The sequence below is a fragment of the Nonomuraea sp. NEAU-A123 genome, from assembly GCF_018603905.1.
Classification (GTDB): domain Bacteria; phylum Actinomycetota; class Actinomycetes; order Streptosporangiales; family Streptosporangiaceae; genus Nonomuraea.
The window spans coordinates 13,827-28,704 of sequence record NZ_JAHFZZ010000045.1 but is presented as its reverse complement, the minus strand read 5'-3'; the positions used below and the strand labels follow the sequence as shown (position 1 = coordinate 28,704).

At 64.8% G+C, this 14,878-nt stretch carries 13 protein-coding genes and 1 pseudogene; 13 read left to right on the top strand and 1 reads right to left on the bottom strand.

All coding sequences use genetic code 11. The annotated features are described in order from the left end of the window. Positions 1-2 precede the first annotated feature (2 nt). The 3 genes from KLK06_RS58065 (at position 3) to KLK06_RS58055 (ending at position 5,945) form a co-directional block, all read left to right on the top strand. Positions 3-434: a pilus assembly protein TadG-related protein gene (locus KLK06_RS58065; RefSeq protein WP_214644494.1), complete on the top strand. Its 432-nt coding sequence runs from the start codon at positions 3-5 to the stop codon at positions 432-434. Next, complete coding sequence (locus tag KLK06_RS58060; RefSeq protein WP_214644493.1) at positions 431-2,902, top strand: tetratricopeptide repeat protein; 2,472 nt, start codon at positions 431-433, stop codon at positions 2,900-2,902. The genes KLK06_RS58065 and KLK06_RS58060 overlap by 4 nt, the downstream gene beginning before the upstream one ends. Before the next feature lie 1,051 nt (positions 2,903-3,953). After that, positions 3,954-5,945, top strand: a complete 1,992-nt coding sequence (locus KLK06_RS58055; RefSeq protein WP_214644492.1) for a DUF6571 family protein — start codon at positions 3,954-3,956, stop codon at positions 5,943-5,945. On the opposite strand, the gene KLK06_RS58050 is transcribed toward KLK06_RS58055, so the two are convergent. Beyond that, entirely contained in the window at positions 5,908-6,363 is a 456-nt protein-coding gene (locus tag KLK06_RS58050) for a hypothetical protein (protein ID WP_214644491.1), read from the bottom strand. The genes KLK06_RS58055 and KLK06_RS58050 overlap by 38 nt on opposite strands. 93 nt (positions 6,364-6,456) lie before the next feature. On the opposite strand from KLK06_RS58050, the gene KLK06_RS58045 reads away from it, so the two are divergent. From KLK06_RS58045 to KLK06_RS63425, 10 genes and pseudogenes are all read left to right on the top strand, one after another. Beyond that, entirely contained in the window at positions 6,457-6,735 is a 279-nt protein-coding gene (locus KLK06_RS58045; protein ID WP_214644490.1) for a hypothetical protein, read from the top strand. A 297-nt stretch (positions 6,736-7,032) separates the two neighbouring features. After that, positions 7,033-7,272: a DUF6457 domain-containing protein gene (locus tag KLK06_RS63430; RefSeq protein ID WP_374197213.1), complete on the top strand. Its 240-nt coding sequence runs from the start codon at positions 7,033-7,035 to the stop codon at positions 7,270-7,272. 107 nt (positions 7,273-7,379) lie between these two features. Continuing rightward, the gene (locus tag KLK06_RS58040; protein WP_284735445.1) at positions 7,380-7,781 is read left to right on the top strand and encodes an RICIN domain-containing protein; all 402 of its coding nucleotides are present in this window, start codon (positions 7,380-7,382) and stop codon (positions 7,779-7,781) included. 9 nt (positions 7,782-7,790) lie between these two features. After that, positions 7,791-8,033 (top strand): hypothetical protein, encoded by a 243-nt coding sequence (locus KLK06_RS58035; protein ID WP_250907688.1) that lies wholly within the window; start codon positions 7,791-7,793, stop codon positions 8,031-8,033. A gap of 83 nt (positions 8,034-8,116) precedes the next feature. Then, positions 8,117-9,328 carry an ABC-three component system protein gene (locus KLK06_RS58030; protein WP_214644488.1) on the top strand — a complete coding sequence of 404 codons (1,212 nt, stop codon included), beginning with the start codon at positions 8,117-8,119 and terminating at the stop codon, positions 9,326-9,328. Further along, positions 9,325-9,810: a three component ABC system middle component gene (locus tag KLK06_RS58025; RefSeq protein WP_308169035.1), complete on the top strand. Its 486-nt coding sequence runs from the start codon at positions 9,325-9,327 to the stop codon at positions 9,808-9,810. Before KLK06_RS58030 ends, KLK06_RS58025 begins: the two co-directional genes overlap by 4 nt. A gap of 4 nt (positions 9,811-9,814) precedes the next feature. Then, positions 9,815-11,764 carry a DUF3732 domain-containing protein gene (locus tag KLK06_RS58020; protein WP_214644486.1) on the top strand — a complete coding sequence of 650 codons (1,950 nt, stop codon included), beginning with the start codon at positions 9,815-9,817 and terminating at the stop codon, positions 11,762-11,764. 2,065 nt (positions 11,765-13,829) lie between these two features. Continuing rightward, a complete protein-coding gene (locus tag KLK06_RS58015) occupies positions 13,830-14,186 on the top strand; it encodes a hypothetical protein (RefSeq protein WP_214644485.1) in 357 nt (118 codons plus the stop codon). 53 nt (positions 14,187-14,239) lie between these two features. Beyond that, positions 14,240-14,503, top strand: a complete 264-nt coding sequence (locus tag KLK06_RS58010) for a helix-turn-helix domain-containing protein (protein ID WP_214644484.1) — start codon at positions 14,240-14,242, stop codon at positions 14,501-14,503. Then, positions 14,490-14,687: pseudogene (locus tag KLK06_RS63425) on the top strand (helix-turn-helix domain-containing protein); the annotation flags it as partial. The gene KLK06_RS58010 and the pseudogene KLK06_RS63425, both read left to right, overlap by 14 nt. Positions 14,688-14,878 lie beyond the last annotated feature (191 nt).

Sequence of the window (14,878 nt, the reverse complement as noted above, 5' to 3'; positions counted from 1 at the left end):
GCATGTCAAGGTGGACGATCCGAGATCCCGAGCGAGGCTCGATCACGCCGTACGCTCTCATCTTCATCACGGTGCTCATGCTCTTCATCGGGCTTGTCGTGGACGTCGGCGCCAAGCTGCGAGCGGGATGGGAAGCGGTCGGTATCGCCGAAGAGGCCGCCCGAGCGGGAGCAGGACAAGTCGACCGCGCCGCAGCCTACCGCGGTGACGAACTCGTCATCGACCGAGGCGCCGCACTTCGCGCTGCCCAAGCTCACCTGACCAGCAGCGGTCATCAAGGCAATGTCACCATTTCCGGCCCGACTTCCGTTCGTGTCACCGTGACCGTGACCAGGCCGACTTGGGTGCTTTCTCTGGTGGGTTTGTCCTCGGTGTCGATGACTGCTCAGGCCAATGCTGACCTGGTAGCCGGTGTCGAAGGGCCGAATCGATGATGGTGCTCCGCCTGTTGCGCGCGCTGGCCGCATCCGCCGTCCTGCTCGCTGTCGTGGTCGGGTTCCCTGTCATGTTCTACAAGGTCGCGGGGCTTCCGCTTCCTGACCATCTACCCAGCCAGGAACAGATCGAGAGTACGCTGGCCGCTCCTGACGACGGCACTCTGTTCGTCGCTGCTCTGGAACTCGTGGCCTGGGGCGCTTGGGCCGCGTTCTCGTTCTCCGTCAGTTGCGAGATCATCGCCAATGTGCGAGGCCGACGACTCGTCCCGCAGCTTCCCGGTTTGCGCGGCATGCAACGCCTGGCCGCATACCTGGTCGCCTCCGCATCGTTGGCCGTCATCGCCCCGAGCGTGAGCAACGCCGCGGCAGCACCACCGGTCGTTTCCATGGCGCCCGTGCACCCCCTCGACCAACCGGTCACCACAGAGCCGCCCTCCAGAGAGCGCGTCTACCACGTGAAGGAGGGTGATTCACTCTGGAAGATCGCCGACAAGGAACTCGGCACCCCACGCCGCTGGCCAAAGATTTGGAAGCAGAACGCGGGCTCACGACAGCCGGAGGGACAGACCTTCAGGAACCCGGCTGTGATCCAGCCCGGCTGGAAACTCCGTCTTCCTTTTAAGGGCCACAAGCCTGCCCATATAGCGCCGGAGATCGAGCAGCCTCGCGCCACGAACCGCACCCCGGAACCGAACCAATCGAGTGCTCCACGACCTCAACCATCGACCACGCGGCTCTCACACGAGACCGGAACCAGGGACGCCATCCACCTACCGTCCGGCTCGTTCGTTGCCCTGGCGTATGTCTCCGGAATCAGTACCGCCTACGTCGCCAGCCGTCTCCATCGACGCCGCAGGCGCATCCCGCCCACACCCTCAGAAGCGGTGACCATAACCTCCGAACCGGACGCCCCAGCAGCCATTCGGGAACTTCACCGCGCCCATCGCCAGAGCTTCGCTGAGCGGGATGAGCCGATGCCTTCCGACGGGGAGTTGATCCGGCGGGACTACTGCATTGATGTACCTGAACAGGCTCACATCGGGCAGAGCCCAGACGGCTCGCCGATAGGTGTAGACCTTGAAGGTCCTGGGGTGGGCTTCATCGGTTCAGGCGCCCTGGATGTCATCCGCTACCTCGTTGTTGACCTGCTCCGCCAGTCGAGCAACTACCGCACCCAGGTCCTCGTGTGCACGGCCTTGGCGGAAAAGCTCTTCGGCATTCCCGAGGACGACCTTCAGCAGATCGCTGCGGCGCTGCCGGGGCTGGTGCTCGCTCCCTCGCACGAGAGCGCACTGCGACACTTCGAGGAAACGTTCTTCATGCGCAGGCGAATGGTGGTCGAACGCGAGTCGTCGGACATCGGGGAATTGCGCCAGCGAGACCCGGGCGAAGTACTGCCCGCCGTACTGCTCATCACCGAACTCGATGACGAGGTCTACGAGCATGTAACCCCGCCTCTCACCTGCGCCCAGAGCGCGGGAGTCGGCGCCATGTTCTTGGGGCCCTGGCCAGGTGGCACCACCTGCGACGTTAGCGAAGCGCACCGCGTGGAGACAGCCGAAGGTCGCAAGGCCGATCTCTTTGCCGGCGCGCAGCTGTTCCACATCACAAGGGAGGAGGCGGCGGCCCACGTACGGCAACTCACCTCTCTCCAGAGCGACCTTGATGAGGCAGAACCTCCCTCGAACGATGAGCAACCCGACTGGCCGAGCGATCACCTCGTTCGCCTAGCGATCCTTGGCCACCCCACGGTTCATGCTCGTAAGCAAGCAGAACCAGTGTCTCTGAGCTGGCTGCAGCTGAACACACTCACCTATCTCGCCCTGAATCCCAACGGTGTGACTCGTGATCAGCTGGCCACCGCACTCTGGCCTGACGATCTAGGCAAGGACATCCACAATGCCCTCCGCCACCTTCGAAATGCGCTTGTCGCCGCAAGCGGCTACGAGAATCCCGATCCGAAGAAAGCACCATTCATCAGCGCTTCAACCACGAAAGACTCGGCGGTCTATCGCCTTGATTCAAAACTGATCAGCGTCGACTTGTGGGATTACGAGGCGACGCTAGAGAAAACGAGAACTGCTTCCAACCCGGCGGATCGTCTCGCCGCTCTGTCGAAATCTGCCGAGCTATGTACTGGTGAACTCGCCCAAGGACTGACCGCCGAATGGATCGAAGACCAGCGCTATCCATTGACTCGATCTCAAGCAGATGTCCTCTCTCAGCTCGCAGAACTGCTCTCAGAGGACGACGCCGAACAAGCGCTGTCCGCGCTGGAGCGGGCACGAAAAATTGATCCGGATACTGAGGAGACCTACTTTCGGATCATACGCCTGCAACTACAGCTTGAAAGGCGTGATGACGCCTCTAGGACCGCCGAATTGCTTCGACAGCATCAACGTAGCCTTGGTCTGACAGGTGACTCGCGAACAGAAAGCCTCCTGGTTAAAATGCTTCAAACATAGGAGCGCAGTGGCGTTATCTCAACGACGCGCACAATGTCGCCGACGCTGCGGGGGCTGGCCGTGGTGTGGCGCAGAGTATGCCAGGGCCGGTGAGGATCGCAAGACCGTGTACACGGTGATCGAAGCAAGCTATTGCAAACGTGGTTGTCGACAGCGAGTCGCTGGCCGTCTGCCAGCTGTTTGACCGGGATGCATGAGGTTCAAGACCGGGCATTCTGGAGTGAGCCGATCGTCCTGTAGACCAAACTCTTTGATGAGGGCACTGATCTGGGCTTGTGACATCCCAAGGAACAAGGCGTTCCGATCGCTGCGCCGCTCGTCCGAGTGCCCACAGCAGGGTGAGTGGCTGATGACGCTTGGGACGGCCGTTCGAGACGGCGGTATCCAAGATTCTGATCTTCTCCAGGAAAGCCGCGGCAGGCGATGCGTCTTGGCCTGGACCAAGGAGGAATCCGAGGCGGCCAAGGACCCTGCCTACCGTTGCAGCACTTCCAGAGAACTCCGAAGCGCGAAGCGCGCCCGTCACACCTCGGTGTGCCACGCCGGCGATCGCCTTGGAGTCGTACCGGCGCCCGTTGTGGATGATGAAGTAGTCGCGTGCTTCGCGGTAGCCGTACCGCTCAAGAAAGGCGTCGCGGCCTAGTTGGTCGTACTCCTCGATGGCCATGAGGGCCATCTCGTGATCAAGGTCGGATAAAGCCATTGGGACACGATATGTCGGAGACTGCCAGAGCGCTGGAAGGCAGCCTGTGCGCCAGCTGGTTCGCCCTGTGCACCGCGCAGGGGCACAGGGGTGCGGCACGTCCACGCAAGCAGCGGGAGTATTCGCCTGTCTTCAGTACGACGGGTTGTCTTACGCGGTCACCCCCCCGTCTGGGGCGGCGGCTGGACAAGCGCGTCAGACTATGCCGAATCGGTCGATCGACCCCGGCGTGGCCGGTCCTGCCCCTACCCTGAGGGCGCTGCCAACAGGCGGGAGGCGATCGTGGGAATGACGCCGCCGGGCACCGGCCCACTGTCCCCTGACTACAGCGGGCTCGATCCCGAGCTCATGGACATGTTCATCACCACGTTCAAGAGGGGTGGGGACTGTGTCGGCGAGGAGGCCGGGGCGCTGCGCCGGCTGCTGGAGCAAGCGAGGCTGACCACGGTGGATCTGCAGCCGCTCGCCGCCACCTTGTCGTGGCTGGATGTGAAGCTGCCGGAGCTGCGCCGCCGTGCTCAGATCGCCAGGGCGGCGAACGCCTTGACTCCTTGGCGGATCGGGTTGCTGCCATTCGACGAGAGCCGGCTCATGTCACAGAGCGAGGCCAGGCAAAAAGGCTCGCAGCTGGCCGAGCGGTTTAGGGACGCGAGGTCGGGAGCCGGACCGTTCATGGAGCGGCCCCACGATGACGAACTCGGCGCGCTCATCGCCCAACTGGACACCCACCGCGACGACCCGGATTTCACCGCGGCGTTCTTCGCCGGCCTCGGGGTCGAGGGCACGCTCGACATTGTCGGCAAGTTGCGGGCGGGCATGCGTGACCCGGAGAAGGCGATCGATGTGGTGAGCCGTGCTTTCGGCACCGCGGTGCGTGGCGGGGGTGTCGTCTCGCGCGCGTACAGTGAGCGATCCGGTGTGTTCACGGGTACGGATGTGCCTGGTTTCGCCGAGCTCAAGAACGAGCTCGCACGGGGGCCCGGTAAGCCCGGTGATCGCGCGCTGGGCTGGCTGCTCCGGGCGGGGGACTTTCCGCCCGAGTGGCTCGCCAAGGTGGTGAGGGCGCACGCGCTGACGTCGGATAGCGGGCTCCAGGGAAAGGAAATGGCGGGATATCTAGACGCGCTGGGCAACAATCCCGCCGCTGCCCGGCTGGCCCTGGTCGCGGTACGGAAGGACGGAGTGCCGCTGTCGGCGCTGCTGCGAGACCTCAGCTGGAAGACCAGGAGGGATGTGTCCTCTGGCCCCGAGGCGGCGGACGCCTTTGGGCGGATGCTCGCGGCTGCGGCGGGAGCCTACGACGAGAAAGACGGGGCGCACTCTCCCGAATCGGCGAAATTCGCCTTCGATCTCATACGGGCGCTGCCCGAGCTTGACGAACCCACCCCAGCCGAGCAGCAGCTCGGGATCAGGCCCCGAGGCCTCGATGACGCGACCAGAAAACACCTGGCCGAGATCGCCGGCGCGTACGCCACTGAGATCACCGAGGGAGCCAACCTCGGCGATACGAACCGTACGCAGGGCAGCGCCTTCGGGCCGGTGGAGACGCTCGTGCCGGGACTGAAGCCCGCCTTCCGGCTGTCGCCCGAGGAGACTTACGCGTTCGTCAAGTTGTTCGCGAACTCCCCGGCCACCATCGCACCTTTCGAAGAGGGTATGGGCAAATTGACCGATCGGCTCATGGCCGCGGCGGCTCAGGCGGACGGCAACCGGGGGATCGACCACCTGGAACAGGTGATGAAAGCGCTCGGATACACGGCAGGCATGCAGTTCGCCGCGGAACGAGCGGTACAAGGCGCGCTCGACGAACAGGACAAGGAGTTCCGCGAACAGCAGACCGCCAAGCTCGGGTTCCTCATAAACGTGGCGGGGGTGCCCGTGGCATTGCAGGGGCAGCCGCTCTGGATCGCGGTGAGCACGATGGCGGGAGCCATGCTCAACGACCTGACCGAGGTCGACAAGACGCGGCTGGACGCTCTTGACGACAAGACCAGGCTGGCTGCGCTGGTGAGAGGAAGATGGCTGGTGGACACGTTGATGGCCGAAGGGTTCAGACCGCAGGTGTCGGCGGCGGACGAACGGTTCAACGTACCGCCGATCGTCGACGAGAACGGACAGCTGTTGCCCTTCGAGAAGCTAGCTCAGAGCAAGGAAACTCTCCGGAACCTGAACAACTGGCTGATCGCCAATGGATCCGGCTTGACCGACAAGAACCGCATCGGGGAGGCGACGAAGCAGCTGGACGTGCTGTTCCGCGGAACCAAGGACACGGCGGAGGACGAGTGGAAGCGATTCGATGAACTCAGCCAGGCAGAAGGCAGTCCGTCTCGCCGCGGATGACCATGACGTGCTCTGCCGGTGACGACAGCACGATATGTGTCCTGAACTTATTGTTGGCAAGATCCTGCTCTGTGGGCTGCGCGGGCGCTTTCAGATCGTATTCGGCGACGAGATCGAGTGCGCCGACCATGGCCAGCAGTGTCGTGTTCGGATCCCCTGATCCAATATCGTTCCTTGCCGTGGCCGCGTACGTGCGCTTGACCTTGCCCTCAATGCAGGGAACGTCCTTGCCACCCGGATCCGTGACTTTGACGTCCTTGGCTTGAGCTCCCTCAAAGGTTCGGGTGATGTGCTCTTTGAGCGTCGCGCCTGCTTCGGCGGCCGTGGGCGCGTCGGGAGTATCCGCTGCCCCGCATCCGGCCAGCACGAAAAGCGCGATTAGGGGCGCCGCAAGCACGCGCCATGCCGGATTTGTCATTGTTTTCCTCCGATGGCAGGCAAGCATCCGGACAAGTCTCATAATGTTCGATAGTTCACTGCAAGCCATTCAACGAATTCATCTAGGAAGCCGATGGCTCCGGTACCCAATCCGCGCCATGCGGAGTTACAGCGTCTCATTGCCCAGGCCAGGGCGCATGTGGACCGGCTGGAGACGGCGCTCGATCCCGCCTGTAACCAGTTCGGCGGCCAGGCTATCTGGGTCGGTCGCACCGCCCAAGGCTTCGCCAGGGAGCTGACCGGGCATCGTGCCCGCGTGCGAGCGGTGGCACGGGCCGTTCTCGAGACTCTCGAAGAGGAGATGCGCCGCACCCCATCCGAGGTGTCGCCAGGCGAGGCCAAGAACCCATAGCGGCCTCATCGGTGCGAGCCCCATCTCCCCAAGCGTGGGGACACGTCTGCGGGCTCGGGGTGCAACGAAACTTCCGGTCCTCCTCCCGCGCGGGAGAACCCAAGTTGATGTAGCCGGAAGCCGCCTGATGTTCGACGGAGTGCACTGCAGCAAGCAGGTCCTGTGGGACTGATACGTGAAGAACCGGCTCGAGGTGCCAATCAGCAAGCTGATCGCCGAAGGCGTGCGATCGTTATCTGGGGTTGATGGTACCTTCTCGCAGGTCAGAGCGTGATGATCTTTCCAGGCGCGTAAGGCATGTTGGCTGGCGCTCAAAGCGCCTTGCGGCGGCTGAAAGAACTCGGGATCGACCCGGACGTGGACCTCAGACTCCTGCTTGACATGGCTCGGGACGTCGCGCAGGCGGTGGAATCGTCAGCGGGGCCGCTGACCACGTTCCTGGTGGCGTCCAGCACCTCTCCACCAGGCCGACCTGGCCGGAAGCGATGCGGGAGCCGGTCGGCCGGTCCGCCTCAGGGCTCCAAGCCGCCTCAGTGATGACCGGGCAGACCCTAGCTTGATCAACTTGTCTCTGGCGTGGTTGGATTGCGGCCGATTGTGCTCGACTGCCTCGCCCCGACCTGTGGTTCGGAAAGGACATCTACATGCATGCAGGGGGTGTCTACGTGCTGGTGAACCAGAACACCGATACGTGCCTGGATGAGAACCAAGACAACCATTGGGTCAGAGCATGGGGGCGCAACGGCGGCGATAATCAGAAGTGGGAGGTGAATCGGGATGGCCCCCGCCGCCTGTGGTGGCTTCGAAACATCCAGTCTGGCCGTTACCTTAGTCACGACGGTGAAGGGTTGGGAAGCGCACTTCACACTTCGGAGGAGCAAGTCCTGTGGCATATCTCCGACGACGAAGGAGGGCACCGTGTGCAAATCCATCCCGACATCGATTTGCACGTCGACGTAAAAGATGCTTCTCGTGACGACGACACAGTAGTCCTGTTGTGGGAACGCAAGGGCAACAGCCAAGTCTGGATCTTGGAAGAGGCATAAAGAGGGCGTTTGGTCCTGTCTGATCCGCGGGGTTTAGGCGCCGCGCCAGGCTGCCAACTGACCGAGCGGGGTCACGACGGGCTCCTGGCCGGTCGTTGCGCACCGCCAAATACCCACACCCACCGCGCCTACGCCTCGGCCATCGACCGCGTCACCGCGCTGCTCGGCCGCGACCGTCCGCTCGCCGAGATCGGTACCGCGCTCGCCGAACTGTGGGGAGCGAGCGCGCCGGCCGTCTGGAACCGCACCTGAGCGCCGCTGGCATCCACCCCCTCAACCAGGCGCTCATCGGTCGCCACTGGACACGGGGTCCGGGACCGATAGAGACTCGATCTATGCCTGCCGGTCAGCACGACGCCTCCGCGAGTGCGATCGGGTATCTCTACCAGGTGAACTGGTGTTTGATCGAACTGCTCCAGCGGGCTCCCGACCGGCCGGACCAGGCGATCAGCATCGAGACTCATGATGATGTTGCCTGGGAACAGGCCGGTTCCCCGGTTGAACTATTGCAAGCCAAGCATCACATCGGCTCCGCCACCGCGCTGGGCGACAAGGACGTCGACCTGTGGAAGACGCTCACGGTGTGGATGAACACCGCGCAACCCACAGATCCTCAGGGTCCGGCGCTGATCCTGCTGACTACGGCCGTGGCAGCTGCCAATACCGCCGCCCATGCTCTGCGGCGAGACTCCCGCAACACCCAGGCGGCGGTCATCAAGCTCAACGACGCGGCACGCACGTCGATGAACAAGATCACCGAGAACGCGCGCCAGCGCTTCCTGGACTTCACCGAGGCCGAACAGCAGATCTTCTTGAACCGTGTGACCGTGGCCGATGGAGCCCTCGGCGTCGATGACCTGGACGAGAAACTTCGCAAGCTCCTGTGGGCCGCACTGCCGCACGCCAACCAGGACCTGTACCTGTCGATGGTGTGGAAGTGGTGGGCTGGAGTCGCTCTGGACATGCTGCAACGCCGCCGCCAGAGGGTGGGCGCCGGCGAGGCCCAGGCCATGCTCTCGCATCTACGTGATCAGTTCAGCGAAGACAATCTGCCCACCACAGTGGAGCTGGCCGATGTCGATGAGAGCCACGTCGTCGCCCTGCATACCGACAGTGTTTTCGTGCATCAGATGCGCTGGGTCGCTTGCAACGAAGTGAATCTCCGCAAAGCGATCGTCGACTACTACCGAGCTGTTACGCAGGCGACCAAATGGATCACCGAGGACCTGATCGGTCTGCATGAGCTCGGGAAGTTCGAGGACAACCTGCGCGACGAATGGGATCGGGCGTTCGCCGACATGGTCGAGGACCTCGGGCTCGACGCCGACGAGGACGCGAAGATCGCCGCGGGTAAGGCGCTGCTGCGCACGTTGCGGGATTCCACCTCGGTCAACGTGCGGCCACGCTATAACGACGCGTTCTTCGCCCGCGGCCGGCGTCACGTGCTGGCCGAGAACCAGGTGATCGGGTGGCACCCTGACTTTCAGTCCCGTCTTGAGGAACTCCTCAGCGTCTCCGCACCGACCGGGGCGTCGGAGGCCCCGTGAGAGCGTGGGCAGATCGACCTCGCGAGGCGGCGGCCCTTCTCAACCCCGCACTCATGGCCGTCATCTCCGCGAATGGGGCCATCCAGTACGAACGCCAGTCCAGCCAGGCGATGCCCTGGCACCTGGCGTTCCTGATTGCGCCCCTCGTTCTCCACAAAGGCACCCGGGAGGCGCTGCCACGCGACACCCGCACCCACCTGTCAACCTGGATCACCGATAACGCCGTGATCCGGGCGGGATTCCCGCAGCGCGCCCAAGCCCTCACCGAGCACGTCCGTGAAGGGCTACGGTTCGGCATGGCCAACCGCATGCTGACGGTGACCGGCGACGGCGGACTGCTTGGCACGCTCGCAGCCACCGCCAAGCCGATCAAGGCCGGTGACGCCGCCCAGATCGTCCGCGCGTCCGGGCTCGTCGGGAAGTGGTTCACCCGGGTAGATCAGCCGACAACCCTCTTCGCGCTCTTCGGTGTGGCACCCTAATTCGGTGCAGCTGCTGTCGGTAATCCTCTACAACGCTCAGGGCGCCATTCGCCGTGTCGACTTTCGGCCCGGACGTCTGAATATTGTCACCGGTGAGTCTCGGACAGGCAAAGGCGCGCTGCTGACCATCGTGGATTACTGCCTGGGGCGCAAGTCCATCCAGGTCCCCGAAGGGCCGATCACCGACACCGTCGTCTGGTATGCGACACTCTGGCAGCTGGATGAGGGGCAGGTCTTCATTGCCCGCCCCGCACCCGCCGCAGGGAAGGCGTCCTCCCAGCAAGCCATGCTGGAGTTCGGTAACGACCTCCGGCAGCCGCCGGCGCTGGAAGATCTCGTCGTCAACACCAACGCCGCCACTCTGCGCACCCAGATCGGCCGACGGATCGGCATCGAAGAGAACATCACCGACCCCGGAGCCGGCGGCCGCGCGCCGCTGGAGGCGACTCTCGCCCACGCCGTCCTGCTCTGCCTTCAGAGCCAGAACGAGATCGCCAGCTCCACCGCGTTGTTCCACCGTCAGGGCGAACGCGGCATCGCCGACAGCCTGCGCGACACCATCCCCTACTTCCTCGGGGCCGTCCCGCAGGACCAAGCGATCAAACGTGCCCAGCTCCGAGGCGCCAAACATGCTCTCCAACGCGCCGAAGCCGCGCTTCGCGGTGCGGAACTGGCAGCTCAAACCATCGATGTAGAGCTGCGCGCCCTGTACAGCGAGGCCCGCGCCGTCGGTTTGATCGCTGAGCAAGAGATCACCGACCGTCTTACGCTGGTCCGCGTCCTCCAGGGCGCCCGGGTCGCGCCGCCTCCGCAGCAGCCCCGTCCCGCGGTCGATGACATCGCCCAGCAGGACCAATACATCGCTCTCGAACGTCAGGCACAGACGTTACGGACCGACCTCGGCCGGGTCATGGCCGACCGGGCTCTACTACTGGACCACCGCGATGGGGAAACGGACTACGAGGAGGCATTGCAGCTTCAAGCCGGACGTCTGGCAAGCCTCGGCCTCATCGACGCCGCGCCCGAATCCGGGCCCTCGGTTTCCCCCACCTGCCCGGCTTGCGGGCACGAGACCGAACACGCCGACCCGACTCCGGCAGCCCTCCGCTCCAGCCTGACCCTGCTGCAAGCGCAACTAGAGAACCTCGCCGAGGCGAGGCCGTCCCAGCGCAGCGCCCTCATCGCCCTCGACGGCCAGGCAAGTTCCCTGCGCGACCAACTCGCCAGCACCGAAGCCGCCCTGACTGCGCTGCGCACCGCCAACCGGGTCACAGACCTTACCTCAGCCGACGGACGCGACTTCACCCGCGGACGCATCGACGCGATCCTGTCCCGAGTCGATTCCACCGACGACACTGAACTGCAGAGACTACGCGCGGCCGCCGAAAGCGCAGCCGCGACCGTTGCCGCCCTCGAAGCCGAACTCAATGACGACGAGGACCGCGAACAGCTCACCTCACGACTCCTCTTGGTCGGCCAAGACATGACCGCCTATGCCGACCAGCTCGAACTCGAACACAGCGAGGGCAGCGTCCGCCTCGACCTCGCCCGCCTCACAGTCGTCACCGACACCGAACGAGGTCCCATCCGACTGGAACGCATCGGCAGTGCCGCCAACTGGATCGGCTACCACCTGGCCACCCACCTGGCACTCCACCGCTACTTCACCAGGCAGAACAGGCCTGTACCCCGTTTCCTCATCCTCGACCAGCCAACCCAGGCCCATTACCCCTCCGACATGTCCCTACAGAGCGGCGTCCCCGAAGGCGACGCCGATCGCGGCGCCGTCCTGCGAACCTTCCGGCTGCTGTACGACGTCATCCAGGAACTTTCGCCCGGCCTGCAGATCATCGTCGGTGACCATGCCAATCTCCCCGAATCTTGGTTCCGCGACTCCGTCGAACACAATTGGCGAGGCGGGACCAAGCTCATCCCCGCTGATTGGCTGAGCTAGAGTAAAAATCGAGTCTCGCTCGGATGCCGCATCTGCGGTCAGGCGTCCGGGTCATCCGGCAGCGGCAACCCGTAATGGCGGCCCCGGTCAGCCTCTTCCACTCGGTCGGCCTGCTTCAGCGCATCGATCAGCAGTGAGGTGGCCATAGCGTCACCCCAGTCCACCCGGGTGCGCAGTTCACTGATGTGCCCGCGGTCAGCGAGCAAGACGGCCAGTTCACGGGCGGCATGGGGGTCACCGTCATCGTCGCCCGCCCGTAATTCGTCCGCCCGATCCTGCTCACGCAGGAGTTTAGCTAGTGCAATGCCGCAAAGATCTCTAATGGGTTCAGGTGGTCACGGTGAGTGATCTTCGAGGTCGGGAAGGTAGAGGGTGCAGGCGCAATCGAGCGCTTCGATGGGAGTGCCGGTCATGGAGCCGCTGGGCAGAACTGCGTCGCGGTAGCCCTCGGTGCCGGCCTGGTAGATCGCGAATCCCCACTCGTCGGTGAAGCCAAGATATTCGATCCGGGCCAGCGAGATCTGCTCGTCGTCATCAGGATCGTCGTTGGGGTGGCCGATCAGGTAGCCGTTGGGGGCGGATGGCTGGTTCGTCGGCGGTTCGCGCTCGGGCTCTCGCCTGCGCTAGCTGGGCTGTGGTCGCGCGCGGCGGTTCGGGGGTTTCGGGCGGCGTTGTTGCCGGGCTGGTTCACCAGCTGGCGTCCGGTTCGGGGGTTCGTGGTGCGGCTTTTCGCGCTTTCGCGACGGAAGGCCTCCCGCGCCAACAGGAGGCCTTCTGTTCTGACTGGGGCCGGGCTAGCAGACCGTGTCAGAGGTGCGGGCGGCGGCTGGGCCGCGGGCCCGTGGTGTTCAGGTTGAGTGGTGGGGGTGGTGTCCGGCCGGGGTTTCGGAGGAGGCCGAAGGCTTTCTGGGTTTTCGATAGTGCTGGCCTGGGGTTTTGGTGCTGGCCTGGGTTGTTCGGCGGGGGTTCGGCTGGTCGAGCCGGACAGCTGGTGCAGTTCGTCGGGTAGTGGTTGGTTCACCATGGCCGCATGCGTCCCCAGCCCTGGCAGGCGACGCGGGTGGCTCTCGTCCGGGGTTGGGGGTGTGGTTGGCTGCCGTGTGTCGACGGTGCTGGCGGCGGTCGCGGGGCTGCGTCTCCGGCGGGTGCGCTTGTTGATCAGCTGCGGCACGATGTCCGCTGGCGCCGCGGTCCTTGTCCGGAGATGGTCGTCGGAGAGATTGTGCTGCTTGACGTTCGGGTGGTGAGGGGGCGCGTGGTGATCGCCTCGGCCCGCGTCGTGTGTCATGCGGTGCCGGGGGGTTGTGTGCTTTGTCTGGTCTGTTGCTTGTGAGCTGATCTGTCGGTCAGTAGTGGCTGTTGTTTTGGCACGCGGGGGCGTTTGGCCGCCGGGGCCCGGGGTGGTGGCTGGCCGTGGTGCTGGGGCTGTGTGTCGTAGGGCGGCCGCGGGGGCCGGCGTCACCGGCGGGCCGGTCGCCGTCGGGTGCCTCGAGCGGTTGGGATTGGTGCGCGGGGGCGAGGTTGGTCATGGTGTGTTCGAACGGGCGGTGTGGCGTGAGCCGGGTCGGGGCCTCTTGGTAGTGGGGGTGGCGGGTTCGCTCTCGGTGCGTACGGCGCCGTGGCCGCCCTTCGGTTGCGGGCGGCGGCCGCAGCGCCAGGTCCACCGGCGGGCCGGCGCCGCGGGCTGGTCGTGGGTGCGGGGTTTGGTCGTGGTGTGGGGCGTTTTTTGGGGGTTTGGTGTTGCGAGTGGCATTTGTCGGGGGTGAATGGGCGTGTGGTGCTGGATACGTCTGGGTGGTGAGTGGGGTGGTGTTGTTTGGTGTTGGGGTTGTTTGGTGGACGGGGGGTGGGGGGTGGGGGGATGCTGCGGGTGTTGGGATCTGGATGGATTGTCGTGTGGCGCGCCAACTGCTTGATCGTGAGGTCGGCAGGCTACGCGGCGGGATCGGCCGGGTCTCACGGTTTCGTCGATAGCCGGGCGTCTATTCAGCAGACCGAGGAGAGCGCAATGTCCGCAGTATCATCCGAGTCCGTCGTCCCTGATCGTCGATGTCGGCCTGCCAGCGTGGGTCGCGTCGATGGTGTGCGGCCGGTCTATCGGGTCGTGGTGTTTTCCGCCACCCTGCTCATGGCCGGGGCGCTCTTGGGTCTCGGTCTAGAGCCGCTGGTCGCGACCGGGGTTGCCGGCGCGGTGATGGCGGGCTGTGTGGAGATCACGTGGCGGTTGACCGCTCCTGACCCGGCGCCTCGGGCCCGGATCGGGGTGATCGTGCTGGTGTGGGTGGTGGTCGTCGTCCTGCTCGGGCGGGGGTACTCGCCGCTGGTGGTGGTGCCGGCCGTGCTGGGGATGGCGGCGGTCGCGGCGGAGGTGGCACGGCGGTTCGCCGGGATGCCGTACCGGGTGCCTCGGTTGGTCTTCTGAGCGCGGGGATCATGAGCCGGACGGCATTCACGGTGGCACGACCTCAAAACTCCGTGGACCCGAATGGGCCGATCGCGGACTTCGCGATCGGCCTGCGGGCGTTGCGGGAGCACGCGGGCCTGACCTACAGCAAGATGCGGGTCACGGCGTATTACTGCGAGTCGGTGTTGTCGACCGCGGCCAACGGGCGCACACTGCCGAGCTGGAAGGTCACTGCGGCGTACGTGGAGGCGTGCGGCGGGTGTGTGATCGAGTGGCGGGGCCGGTGGGAGAGGGCCTGCCTGGCGTGGGAGAGCAGGAGTCGTGGCTCGACCTGAGATCCCCGTGGACCCGAACGGGCCGATCGCGGAGTTCGCGATCGGCTTGCGGGCGTTGCGGGAGCAGGCGGATCTGTCCATCGGCCAGATCGCCGCAATGGTCCATTGCTCGAAGTCGACGATATCCCGGGCGTTGAGCGGTCGGAGCCTCCCGAACTGGGAGGTCACCAGAGCGTTTGTGGGGGTCTGCAGGGGCGATATCGGGGAGTGGCACGCTCGGTGGATGCGCGCTCAGATGACCGTCTCCGATGCGATGTCAGTGCCACCCGAGCCGGATGAGGTGGATCTTGATGTCGTCCGTAGCCCGGAGGATCTGGCTGCGGCGCTGAAAGCGCTGGCGGTGGGCCGCTCGTATGCTCAACTGAACCGGGCGGC